The organism is Micropruina sonneratiae, from assembly GCF_025972045.1.
GTDB classification, from domain to species: Bacteria; Actinomycetota; Actinomycetes; order Propionibacteriales; family Propionibacteriaceae; genus Micropruina; species Micropruina sonneratiae.
In genome coordinates this window covers 277,766-289,526 of the sequence record NZ_JAPDHX010000005.1, presented here as the reverse complement: position 1 = coordinate 289,526, position 11,761 = coordinate 277,766, and the positions used below count along the sequence as shown (strand labels likewise).

The 11,761-nt window shown below is 72.0% G+C and carries 12 protein-coding genes; 6 read left to right on the top strand and 6 right to left on the bottom strand.

The window, feature by feature from the left end:
• Window positions 1-5: 5 nt before the first annotated feature.
• The 3 genes from OIE40_RS14315 to alr are packed head-to-tail and all read left to right on the top strand — an operon-like array spanning window position 6 to window position 3,497.
• A complete protein-coding gene (locus OIE40_RS14315; RefSeq protein ID WP_264703291.1) occupies window positions 6-1,511 on the top strand; it encodes a dihydrolipoamide acetyltransferase family protein in 1,506 nt (501 codons plus the stop codon).
• Between the two features lie 43 nt (window positions 1,512-1,554).
• Window positions 1,555-2,370, top strand: coding sequence for a sulfurtransferase (locus OIE40_RS14310; RefSeq protein ID WP_264703289.1), 816 nt, complete (start codon window positions 1,555-1,557; stop codon window positions 2,368-2,370).
• Window positions 2,367-3,497: an alanine racemase gene (alr, locus tag OIE40_RS14305; RefSeq protein WP_264703287.1), complete on the top strand. Its 1,131-nt coding sequence runs from the start codon at window positions 2,367-2,369 to the stop codon at window positions 3,495-3,497. Before OIE40_RS14310 ends, alr begins: the two co-directional genes overlap by 4 nt.
• Before the next feature lie 28 nt (window positions 3,498-3,525).
• Here alr and OIE40_RS14300 read toward each other — a convergent pair whose 3' ends face one another.
• The 6 genes from OIE40_RS14300 to OIE40_RS14275 all read right to left on the bottom strand — a co-directional run bounded on the left by OIE40_RS14300 (window position 3,526) and on the right by OIE40_RS14275 (window position 8,294).
• Window positions 3,526-4,890 (bottom strand): FAD-dependent oxidoreductase, encoded by a 1,365-nt coding sequence (locus OIE40_RS14300; protein ID WP_264703285.1) that lies wholly within the window; start codon window positions 4,888-4,890, stop codon window positions 3,526-3,528.
• 28 nt (window positions 4,891-4,918) lie between these two features.
• Window positions 4,919-5,137 (bottom strand): SGNH/GDSL hydrolase family protein, encoded by a 219-nt coding sequence (locus tag OIE40_RS14295; protein ID WP_264703284.1) that lies wholly within the window; start codon window positions 5,135-5,137, stop codon window positions 4,919-4,921.
• Window position 5,138: 1 nt separating this feature from the next.
• The gene (locus OIE40_RS14290) at window positions 5,139-5,891 is read right to left on the bottom strand and encodes a polyphosphate polymerase domain-containing protein (RefSeq protein ID WP_264703283.1); all 753 of its coding nucleotides are present in this window, start codon (window positions 5,889-5,891) and stop codon (window positions 5,139-5,141) included.
• Window positions 5,892-5,994: 103 nt separating this feature from the next.
• On the bottom strand, window positions 5,995-6,810 hold the full coding sequence (locus OIE40_RS14285; protein ID WP_264703282.1) for a DMP19 family protein: 816 nt from the start codon (window positions 6,808-6,810) through the stop codon (window positions 5,995-5,997).
• Between the two features lie 67 nt (window positions 6,811-6,877).
• Window positions 6,878-7,555: an alpha/beta fold hydrolase gene (locus tag OIE40_RS14280; protein ID WP_264703280.1), complete on the bottom strand. Its 678-nt coding sequence runs from the start codon at window positions 7,553-7,555 to the stop codon at window positions 6,878-6,880.
• Window positions 7,556-7,634: 79 nt separating this feature from the next.
• Complete coding sequence (locus OIE40_RS14275) at window positions 7,635-8,294, bottom strand: EcsC family protein (RefSeq protein WP_264703278.1); 660 nt, start codon at window positions 8,292-8,294, stop codon at window positions 7,635-7,637.
• Between the two features lie 120 nt (window positions 8,295-8,414).
• Between OIE40_RS14275 and aat the strand changes: the two genes are divergently transcribed.
• The 3 genes from aat (at window position 8,415) to OIE40_RS14260 (ending at window position 11,718) form a co-directional block, all read left to right on the top strand.
• Entirely contained in the window at window positions 8,415-9,131 is a 717-nt protein-coding gene (gene aat / locus OIE40_RS14270) for a leucyl/phenylalanyl-tRNA--protein transferase (protein WP_264703277.1), read from the top strand.
• Entirely contained in the window at window positions 9,124-9,987 is an 864-nt protein-coding gene (locus tag OIE40_RS14265; RefSeq protein ID WP_264703276.1) for an Fpg/Nei family DNA glycosylase, read from the top strand. Before aat ends, OIE40_RS14265 begins: the two co-directional genes overlap by 8 nt.
• A gap of 156 nt (window positions 9,988-10,143) precedes the next feature.
• Window positions 10,144-11,718 (top strand): MptA/MptB family glycosyltransferase, encoded by a 1,575-nt coding sequence (locus OIE40_RS14260; RefSeq protein ID WP_264703274.1) that lies wholly within the window; start codon window positions 10,144-10,146, stop codon window positions 11,716-11,718.
• Window positions 11,719-11,761 lie beyond the last annotated feature (43 nt).

The window sequence follows — 11,761 nt, the reverse complement described above, 5'->3', positions numbered from 1 at the left end:
ACCAGATGCAGGAGTTCCGGCTACCCGACCCCGGCGAGGGACTGGTCGAGGCCGACATCGTCCGCTGGGTCGTCTCCGAGGGCGACGAGGTGAAGGTCAACGACGTCCTGGTCGAGATCGAGACGTCGAAGTCGATCGTCGAACTGCCGTCGCCGTGGGCCGGCCGGATCGCCCGGCTGATGGTCGACGAGGGCACCACCGTCGAGGTGGGGACGCCGATCGTGCTGATCGACGACGGGGTGGGTGCCGGCGACGAACCTGCGCCGGCGGCCGACTCGTCCGCCGGCGTCCAGCCCACCGTCGAGCCGATCTTCGACGAGGCGTCCGGCCAGGTCAGCGTGGACGCCGGCGGCGGCTCGACCGCCACCACCGACCCGTCGGCGGAACCGGCCGGCGATCCTGAGTCGCAGTCGTTCCTGGTCGGTTACGGCGTGAAGTCGTCGTCGCTGGCCCGGCGTCCGCGCAAGTCGGCCGGCGGCATCGGCAAGCCGATCGGACCCGTCTCCGAGCAGGTGCAGGACGCCTACCAGACCGACCAGCCGGTGTCCCGGCCGATCGACCAGGCCACCACCACCGGACCGCTCACCGCCGAGCCGACCGGCGAGCCGCTGCCGCGTCCAGGCCGGACGCCCCGGCCGGCCTCGGCGTCCAGGCGGGCGCTGGCCAAGCCGCCGGTGCGCCGGCTGGCCCGTGACCTGGGCCTCGACCTGGACGAGGTGGACGGCACCGGACCCGACGGCACCATCACCGCCGACGACGTGCTCGCCGCGGCCGTCGTCCAGCGGGGTGCGCCCGCGCCTTCCGGGGTCACCTCGCGGGTGCCGCTGAAGGGCGTCCGGCGCGAGATGGCCCGAACCATGGCCGAGTCGTTCAAGGTGCCGACCGCGACGGTGATCATGCAGGCCGACGTCACGGCGTCGATGGAGCTGGTCGAGCGGCTCAAGGCCCGGCGCGAGTTCGCCGGCCTGCGGGTCTCGCCGCTGCTGATCTTCGCCAAGGCCGCCTGCCTGGCGATCGCGCGCAACCCCGACCTGAACTCGACGCTCGACATGGCCGCCAGCGAGATCGTCCGCAACGAGGACGTGAACCTGGGCATCGCCGCGGCGACACCGCGCGGGCTGCTGGTGCCGAACATCAAGCGCGCCAACCGGATGAACCTGCTCGAGCTGGCCGAGGCGCTGCACAACATGGTGCAGACGGCGAAGTCGGGACGGGTGCCCCCCGAGGACATGACGAAGGGCACGTTCACGATCACCAACGTGGGCGTGTTCGGGGTGGACGGCGGGACGCCGATCCTCAACCTGGGCGAGTCGGCGATCATGTGCTTGGGCACGATCGCCCGCCGGCCCTGGGTGGTGGGCAAGGGCGCCGAGGAGCAGATCGTGATCCGCTCGGTGTGCACTCTGTCGCTGACCTTCGACCACCGGCTGGTGGACGGCGAACTGGCCTCGAAGTTCCTCTCCGATGTGGCGGCGATCCTCGCCGACCCCGGTTTGGCGATGATGTTCTGAGCTGCCCCGCGCCGCGTCGTTGGCCTCGTGAGAGGCTGGGCGCATGGCGCGTGACGAGGTGCTGATCAGCGTCGAGGCCCTGGCCGGGCTCGACTCGGTCGACCTGCTGGACGTCCGCTGGCGGCTGGGTGAGCCGGCCGCGGCGGGCCGGCAGAGGTATCTGGAGGGGCACCTGCCCGGGGCCCGCTTCCTCGACCTGGAGACGGTGCTGACCCGGCACGGCGACCCGACCGAGGGACGCCACCCGCTGCCCGATCCCGACACCCTCGCCGAGGGCCTGGGCGCCCTCGGCGTGACCGGCGAGGTGCCGATCGTCATCTACGACGAGGCGGGCTCGTTCGCCGCGTCCCGGGCCTGGTGGGTGCTGCGCTGGGCCGGGCTCGACGTGCGCGTGCTGGACGGCGGCCTCGCCGCCTGGACGGCGCAGAACCGGCCGCTGGCCAGCGGGGACGCAGCGGTCGAGCCAGTCGCACTCGAGCTCACCGTCGGCCACCTGCCGACCATCGACGCCGACGAGGCAGGCGACTTCCCCGGCACCCTGCTGGACGCCCGCGCCCCCGAGCGCTACCGCGGCGAGACCGAGCCGATTGATCCGGTCGCCGGACACATCCCGGGGGCCGTCAACCAGCCGGTCAGCCGGTTCTTCACCGCCGACGGCCGCCTGCCCGACGATGACGCGCTGGCCGCGATGCTCGACCACCCGGGTCCGCTGGGCGCCTACTGCGGGTCGGGGGTGAGCGCCGCGCAGCTGGTGCTGGCCGGTGCCGCGCTCGGGTGTCCGATCGCTCTCTATCCGGGGTCGTGGTCGGCGTGGAGCAACCAGGGCCGCCCGGTCGCGGTCGGGGACCCGCGGCCATGACCTACCCGACGACCGCCACCACGCTGCTGGACGCCGTCGAGGCCAACCTGCGCGGCGTTCGGGCCCGGGTCGGTGACCGGCTGGTGCTGGCCGCGGTGAAGGCCGACGCCTACGGCCACGGCGCGGTCGCGGTGGCGTCCATGATCGAGCGCACCGGGGCGGCGGACTGGCTGGGGGTGGCCACCGTCGGCGAAGGGCTCGAGCTGCGCGGCGCCGGCGTCCGGTTGCCGATCCTCAAGCTGTCGCCGGTTCGCGAGGACGACGACGTCGAGGCCGCCCTGGCCGCTGACCTCACCCTGTCGGTGGTGGACGACGCGTCGGCCGACCAGGTCGCCGCCGCGATGCGCAGGCTGGGGCTGAGCGACGTGGCCGTGCACCTCAAGGTCGACACCGGCATGCGCAGGGTGGGGGTCGAACCCGAGGACGCCCCGGCGCTCGCCGGCCGGATCGCGGCGTCCGGGCTGCGGCTGCAGGGCTTGTTCAGTCACCTGCCGATCTCGGACAACCCGGCCGGAGCCGCGTTCACCCGCGAGCAGATCGAGCGCTTCGCCGGCACCGCCGCCGCCGTCGAGGACGCCGTCGGCCCGGTCGAGCTGAAGCACCTGGCCAACTCGGGCGCCGTGCTCGGCCACCCGGCGGCCTGGTTCGACCTGGTCCGGCCGGGGATCATGATCTACGGCAGCCTGCCCGACCCGGAGGCCGAACCTACGGTGCCGCTGAGGCCCGCGCTGCAGTGGCGCACCGCGGTCACCTTCGTGAAGCGGGTGGAGGCGGGCGAGACGGTCAGCTACGGACGCACCTGGACGGCGCCACGTGACACCTGGATCGCTACCATTCCGGTCGGCTACGGCGACGGCTACTCGCGCCTGCTGTCCAACCGCGGCCGGGTGCTGATCGGCGGCCGGTCGCACCCGATCGCCGGCCGGGTCTGCATGGACCAGACGATGGTCGATCTCGGCCCGGAGACATCGGTGCGGGTGGGTGACGAGGTGGTGCTGGTCGGCCGCAGCGGCGAGGAGGAGATCACGGCGACCGAGCTCGCCGACCTGATGGGCACCATCCCGTACGAGGTGACCTGCCTGATCACCCCCCGGGTGACCCGCGACTACCTCCCCGCGCTCGCCTAACTACCGAGCCGTGCAGCCGGAGAGCGGCTCAGTCGGGCGGTATCGGACCGCCTGGCCGTTCGCGCTGCACCAGGTCGAGCAGTTCGTGCCAGGCCTCGATCTTCATCCGCTCGCGCTCGTAGCCGGCACCGCGGTTCGCCTCGGCCGCCTCGATCCGGCGCCAGTCGTCGAAGGTGGACGGCGCGAAGCCCCTGGCCGCGAGGGCTTCCAGCAGGTCGATCCGGCCGGGCAGCGGTCCGAGCTCGGCCAGATCGGCCAGCACCTGCTCCACGGTCTCCTTGGCGTCGGACTTGTTGGTGCCGATCACCCCGACCGGTCCGCGCTTGATCCAGCCCACCACGTACTCGCGGGGGGCGACGGCGCCGTCGTCGGCCAGCACCCGCCCGTGCACCGACGGGATCACCCCGAGCTCCTCGTCGAACGGCACGTCGGGCAGCCGCACGGCGCGGTAGCCGATCGCCCGCAGCACCAGCTGGGTGCTGAGCTGCTCGGTCTCGCCGGTGCCCACCACCCGCCCGTCGGCGTCCATCCGGGTGCGTTCGAGCACCAGCCCGGTGACAGGGTCGCCCTGCACCTCGACCGGACGCCGCCAGAACAGGAAGTGCAGCCGCACCCGGGGGTGCCCGGCAGGCTCCGCCCTGGTGCGGTCGACCGCCTCGCGCAGCACCGTCAGGTTGGCACGGCTGCGCCGGTCGAGCAGGTCGTCCTCCACCCATTCGAACGACTCGGGTTCCACGCTCACCTGCACGCCGGGCGTGCGGCAGAGCTCCCGCAGTTCGGGGGTGGTGAAGCTGGCGTGCTGCGGTCCCCGGCGTCCGATCACCCACACGTCGGTCAACCGGGCCCGCCGCAGCTCGGCCAGCACGTCCTCGGGCATGTCGGTCTCGTCGAGCGCCGCCGGGTCCTTGGCGAGGATGCGGGCCACGTCGACGGCCACGTTGCCGACCCCCACCGCCACCGCCTGCCGGACGCCGAACAGCGACTGCGCGGCAGCGTCCGGATGCCCGGAGTACCACGCGACGAACTCGCGCGCCGAGCGGCTGCCGGCGGCGTCCTCACCCGGGACGCCCATCCGCAGGTCCTCGCTGGCTCCGACGGCATAGATCACCGCGTCGTAGCCGGCCAGCAACTCCTCGCGGGACACGTCGCGGCCGAAGTCGACCAGCCCCAGGAACCGCACCGCCGGGGCGTCGAACACCCGGGCCAGGGCGTTCGCGACCGACTTGATGGACGTGTGATCGGGCGCCACCCCGTAGCGCAGCAGCCCGTACGGGGTGGGCAGCCGGTCGAAGATGTCGACCGCGACGTCGTCGCGGGCAGTCAGCTGCTGCGCGGCGAAGAGGCCGGACGGCCCGGCCCCGACGATCGCGACGCGAAAGCGGGGCCCTGGCATGGCAGGCACCCTACGCGCAGAACGCCGGTCACCGTCGGACGCCGGCCTGGGCGCACACCGACAGGACCGGCACGAAACCGGCGTCGTTGCCGCCGACCTGCACGGTCACGTAGTCGGTGGACGCCGTCACCTGCGCCAACTGGCTGGACGCCACGTCGGCCAGCTCGGCTCCGCTACAGGCGGCCTGGGTCAGTTTCCAGCCGGTCGCCCTGGCGATCAGCCGGGGGCAGACCCCGATCACGGCCATCTCAGAAGTGTTCCTTCAGCACCGGACGCCACTTGTTCGACGGCAGGTGCGGATGCATCGCCCCCAGTGCCGTCGCGTACTTGGAGATCCGGTCCGGCCGATGCCCGAGCGACCACAGCAGCCGGTCCATCCCCGCCGGCCGGCCGGTCGACTTGGTCTCGATGATCGCCAGTTCCGGGCGGGCGAGCCAGCCCCCGGTACGGACGTCCCACCAGGCCAGGCCGGAGTCGACGGTCACCCGGGTGCGGCTCGGTTCGTGGAACAGGGTGATCCGCCGGTAGTCGACCCGCAGTGCCGCGGTGAGCGACGCCACGTCGACCCCGCTCACGCCGGCGTCGGCCAGGGTGTCGGCGACGAAGGCGGCCCCTTCGGCGGTGAGGCGTCCGTCGTGCAGGTGCTGCCCGGGCAGCCGGGTCTTCACGGTGTGCTCACGAAACCGGGTCTTCACCTCCAGGAAGCAGGCCCCGTTGGATTCGTAGCGCCGGGTGCGGACCTTGTAGCGGCGGCGCCGGTCGCGGGCCGCCCGCAGAAAGCTGTCGAGTCCCGGGGTGTCCAGATAGGTCGAGGTGTAGCCCAGGTCGGTTCGTCCGCCGATCTCCAGCACCCGGGTGGTGGCCCCGTCGACCAGATCGAGGGCCATCGCGGCGTCGCCGGCGGCCAGGGCGTACTTGCGGTCGACCCGGGTGAGCAGGCTGCCCCGGGCGATCAGCTCGTCGAGGTCGATGGTGGGCAGGGCCAGGGTCGTGGCGGTCATGACACTCCTTACCGGTGGCTTTCCGTTCACCGGAAGTTCACCAAGCGCGCCTGTGCCACGGCTGTGACCGCTCGGGCAGGCGGCAGTGAAGGGCAGGTGCGGGTCAGCCCGCGAATCTGTCGGGACCGCCCTGCGCCATCACCTCGACCGACCCGTCGGGACGTTCGATCAGGCTGAACGCCCGCCCGCCGGCCAGGAAGAACCACTCGATCAGGTCGAGCCCCGGCTCATGCACCGGGCGGCCGGCGGTCACCCCTTCGAACTCCAGGTGGTGCTCGGCGGCGTAGTGCCGGGCCGCCTTCACATACGACGGCTCGGCCGCCCGGGCGGCAGCACGCCGATGCTCGAGATCGGGAATCGCCGCCTGGCGCGCCGCCACGTAGCCGGGCAGGTCGTCGTCGTCGAGGACGACCAGCTCGTCGCGGCTGAGCAGCAGCCTGCCGTTCGCCACCGACAACTCGTCGCTGATCGCGAAGAAGCGGTCGTCCAGTGGCGCGAGTTGGGGCAGTGGGTGGAAGCCGTCGGCGTCCAGGTAGCCGCCGTCGAGGAAGGTCAGCAACTGCTCCTGCGGGACGGCGCCGAGCGTGTCGAGGAAGTCGGCCCACACGTCCGTGGCGTCGGCGCGGCCGAGTTCGTCCAGGGCCGCGCCGATGTGGGCGAACAACTCGCGCTGGCCCGGTCCGGCGGTGTTGGCCAGGAACTGGGAGTGCCCGCCGTTGGAGACCTGGGCGAAGTAGTAGTCGAGCAGGTAGTGGCGAACTGCTGCCGGGCTGACCTCCTCGGGCATGAGGAGCGCCTCGTACAGGTCGTTCAGCACATCGATCAGCGAGTACAGGGCCTCCTCGGGGTCGCCGGTGTCGGCGGCCGACCGCAGGATCACGACAGCGCGCTCATCAAGGCCGTCTGCGGGTTTGGGCATGCGGTCAGCCTGTCACTACGAGGCCGCGCCCGCGGAGGATTCGACCGAACCGTCCTCCGGAGACGGCTCAGCCTGCGGCCGCGGCCAGCGCACCGGCCAGCAGGGCCGGCTGGGTCACCTGCGGCCAATGACCAGAATCCAGGTCGACCAGGTGCAGCCGGGTCACCTTCGCCAGTTCTGGAAGCTCACCCGACGCGAGCCACTCCCGTGCGTCGGAGGGGGTGAACTCGGGGCAGATCAGCGTCACGTCCACGTCGTAGCGGGCCTCGTCGGCGAGCCGGACGACGCCGCGCGCCACCTGCTCGGGCACCGGAACCATCCGGTCGACCAGGGCCCGGCGGGTGTCGGGATCGAGGTCGGCGGCATCCGGGCCCTCGAACTGTTCCCAGCCCGGGAACGGCATCTCGCCGTCAGCGATCGGCAGGAAGTCCGCGTACGCCTCGCCGTCAGCGACGGGGAAGCCGCCGATCAGGGCGACGCCGGCCACCGGCCGGGCGTCCGCAGCCAGCCAGGCCAGGCTCGCCGCCGCCGAGTGGCCGACCACCAGGGGCGGGGCGTCGCAGTCGTCGACCGCGGCCAGCACCGCCGCCACCTGGTCGTCGAGGGTGACGTCGGTGGCGCCGTCGCCCTGCCCGGGCAGCAGCACCGGCAGTGCTCGGTGGCCGAGCCGGTCGAGTTCGGCGACAACGGCGTCCCATTCCTGAGGCCGCAGCCACAGCCCGCCGATCAGCACGATGTCGGTCACGGTGTCTCTCCTTCGTCAAGGGTCACCGGCGACGCTAGTCGGCAATGCGGACGGCCTGCGTCCGGAATAGTGAACCGGCTCAGCCGCGACGGCGGACGAACTCACGTCGCGCGTACTGGCCCAGGGCGTAGGTGAAATAGCCGTCCGCCGCCGCGCCGACACCGCCGCCCACCAGCGGAATGCGCTTGGCCACCTGCACCACGGCGTGCTTGCCGGCCATCTTGGTGCCCAGGTCGGCGAAGACGCGTTCGCTGATGGTGCGGTCCAGCGCCGGATCGAACACCGGGGCGGTCGCCACCACCATCGGGGCGGCGGGGAGCCTGCCCGAGCCGACCTGCTTGCGGACCTCGTCCTCGCCCAGCATCGCCAGGGTGAGCGCCACCCGGACCCGGCGGTCGTTCACGTCGTAGCCGCGCAGGTGTGCCACCGAGGCGATCATCCGCATCTGCACCACGGCCAGGCCGGCCAGGTTGGCCGGCAAGGCCACCGGCAGGGTGAGCAGGCCGCCGAGGTTGGTCAGGAAACCCTGCGCACCGGCCAGGCCGACGTGCTGCATGATCAGCCAGTCGACGGCGGCCTCGTGCTCGCCGCGGGACTGCAGCGACCGGGCCGCCGCGGCCCGAGCCCCGGGGATCCGGCCGTTGCCGTCGATCGCGAACTCGAGGATCTGCCGCAGCACGCCGCCCGCAACCTCCGGGGCGCGCTGGACGAGCGTCTTGCTGGGATCAGGGGTGGACATCGCGGCGACTCCTCGCGTGGCTGACTGCGGCGTCCAATCTACCCACCGGCGATCGACCGGCCATGGGGGAGTCCCCGGCGGCTCCCCTGATCGCGCCGCGGCGGGTGGCACAATGCAGAAATGAGTCGCCCCGGCATCTTCGGACCGCCGCGGGACTGGCCGGCGCAGGACCTGATCGGGCTCTCCGACGAACTCGACCCCGACCTGGTCGTGCTGGCCTACCGCTGCGGCGTGTTCCCGATGCCGCTGCACAACGCCTGGTTCCCGGCCCGCATGGGCTGGTGGTCGCCGATGCGCCGCGGCGTCCTGCTGCCCGACGGGTTGCGGGTCACCCGGTCCCTGCGCAAGTCGGCGAAACACTATGTGACGACGGTGGACGCCGCCTTCGACGAGGTGATCGCGCGGTGTGCGGACCCGCGGCGCCCGCACGGCTGGATCGACCACGACATCGTCGACGCGTTCACCGCGCTGCACCACCGCGGGGTGGTGCACAGCGTGGAGGCCTGGACGCCCGAGGGCAACCTGGCCGGCGGGCTGTACGGAATCTCGGTCGGCGGGCTTTTCGCCGGCGAGTCGATGTTCCACGACCCCGACATCGGGCGGGACGCCTCCAAGGTGGCCCTGCTGCGGTTGGTGTCCGCCATGCAGCGCGACGGGCAGGCCGATCGGATCATCGACGTCCAATGGCGCACCGACCACCTCGCATCGTTGGGGGTGATCGAGATCGACCGCGACGAGTACCTCGGCGTCCTCGACGAGACGCTGGCGTTGTCCGCACCTGACTGGGCCGCCGAACGTGGCCGGACGGATCGTGGAGGGGAGGAGACCGGTGCCTGAACTGCCCGAGGTCGAGGCGCTGCGGTCGTTCCTGACCGAGCACCTGGTGGGCCAGACGATCGCGCGGACCGAACTGCTGGCGTTCAGTTCGCTGAAGACGTTCCAGCTGCCCCTGTCGGCGTTGCACGGCGCCGAGGTCGACCAGGTAAGGCGCTACGGCAAGTTCCTCGCCGTCGACGCCGGCGGCACCTGGCTGGTGTTCCACCTGGCCAGGGCCGGCTGGCTGACCTGGAAGGACGCCATGCCGGCCAAGCCGGCCAGGCCGGGACGCGGCCCGCTGAGCCTGCGGGTGGTGCTGGCCGACGACTCGGGCTTCGACCTGACCGAGATGGGCACCCAGCGCAAGCTGGCCGTGTACGTGGTGGACGACCCCGGACAGGTCCCGGGGATCGGCAGTCTCGGGCCCGATCCGCTCGCCGACGAGTTCGACTCCACGGCGCTGGCCGGCATCCTCACCACCGCGGGCCGCTCGCAGCTCAAGGGGGTGCTGCGCGACCAGCGGGTGATCGCCGGGATCGGCAACGCCTACAGCGACGAGATCCTGCACGCCGCGAAGCTCAGCCCGTTCAAGCCCGCCAACGCCCTGTCGGCCGACGAGCACGAGCGGCTGTTCCGGGCGATCAAGGACGAACTGGGCGAGGCGATCGCCCGCTCGGTGGGCCGGGCCGCCAAGGAACTGAAGGGCGAGAAGAAGATCGGCCTGCGCGTCCACGGCCGCACCGGCGAGCCCTGCGACGTGTGCGGGACGCCGATCGCCGAAGTCTCCTTCGCAGACTCGTCGCTGCAGTACTGCCCGACCTGCCAGACCGGCGGCAAGCCGCTGGCCGACCGGCGGCTGTCGAAACTGTTGAAGTAGCGGCAGCCGTCGTCCCCGGCTCGAGCCGGGATCTCCCACCGCCCGCCCGTACCCCGATAACAAAGCAGTTGCGAGTCCGGCCGCCCACTACGGGCGGGACACTCTCGCCGCTAGTCTCGCCCATGCCCGTTCCTTGCCCCCGGAGGAGTTCCGCAGATGTCGAGCGCCCTGATCGATCGCGCTCGCGCCGTGCTGGCCCAGCCGTGGACGAGCAACGCCACCCTCGGCCTGCGGCTGATCGTCGGCGCGACGGCGGTGACCATCGTGGTGGCGTTCATGGGCCCCTCGGCCGTGGCGCTGCGGCTCGGCCCGCGCAGCAGCCTGATGCCGCCCTGGTACCTGCCCGCCGGGCTGGTCTCGCTCAACGAATGGGTCGCGGTGATCGCGCTGTGGCTGGCCCTGGCCGCCGGGTCCATCGGGTTGTGGGTCTGCTACCGGGCGGTGGACGCCGGCTGGCGTCCGAACGTGCGCCGGCTGTTCGTGCTGGGCGCGCTGCTCTCGACGGTGACCGCGCTGGTGCCGCCGCTCACCTCGGCCGACGTGCTGATGTATGCCGCGTACGGACGCCTGATGGTGCTCGGCTGGAACCCCTACGACATCGTGCCGGGCAGCATCATCCGGCAGGAGTACGACCCGGTGATGCGCTGGGTGGAGGCGCCCTGGCAGGACACCCCCTCGGTGTACGGACCGATCGCCTCGTTCAGCCAATGGCTGGCCGCCACCCTGGGCGGCGAGAGCATGCACCAGGTGGTGTTCTGGCTGCAGATCTTCGCCCTCGTCCCGTTCCTGGTCGTGGGGGCGATCGCGGTGAAGCTGGCGCACGACGACCCGGCCTTCCAGACCCGTGCGGTGCTGTTCACCGTGCTCAACCCGATCATGATCTGGTCGATCTGCGCGCAGGCGCACAACGAGCCGCTGACCCTGGTGTTCGCCGTCGCCGGGCTCTGGTTCATCCGCCGCAACGCCTGGCTGGCCGGGGTGGGCATCGGGCTGGCCGGCTGCGTCAAAGTGTCGCTGGTGTACTACGGCCTCGCCATGGTGTGGGGGTACCGGCACCAGCCCCGCAAGGTCCTCCAGCTCTGTCTCGCCGCGGCCGTCACCATCGGGCTCGGTTACGGCCTGTTCGCGCCCGAGGCGCTGTTCGCCGCCGCCCGCAACACCTCCTACGTCTCCGCCGGCTCGTGGGTCGAGTGGTTGCACGCGCTCGGCACGCTCACCATCGGTGACGCCGCCTCCCGCCGGGTGATGAGCGCGCTCGGCTTCATCGGGCTGCTGGTGATCGGCTGGATGCTGTCGCGCGTGCTGCCCTGGGTGACCGCGCCCGGTGCACCCGCCGGGACCGATCCGCGACGTGACCCGCTCACCATCACCGTGCGGACGGCGGCGCTGCTGACCGCGGCCTGGCTGATCACCTCGCCGTACACCCTCAGCTGGTACGACCTGATCACCTGGGTGCCGCTGGCGCTGATGGCGCCGAACCGGCTCGACGTGATCACCATGTGGCGCGGCACCTGGCTGTCGCTGGCCTACGTGACCGGACGGGTGATCGAGTTCGGTCCCGGGGTGTTCGTGGCGGGCTTCATCATGCGCGACGTGCTGTGCACCGCGGCGCAGATCGCCGCCATCGTGTGGGTGGTGTGGTGGTGGCGCCGCGAGGGCGCCGAGATGCCGAGGCTGCGGCTGCTGCGCGACAGCTGGCGGCGTTTCCGCGGGCGCTCGGCCCAGACCTAGCCGGGTCGCGGCCTGCACTCCGCTGCCGCGGCTGCTGCTGCCC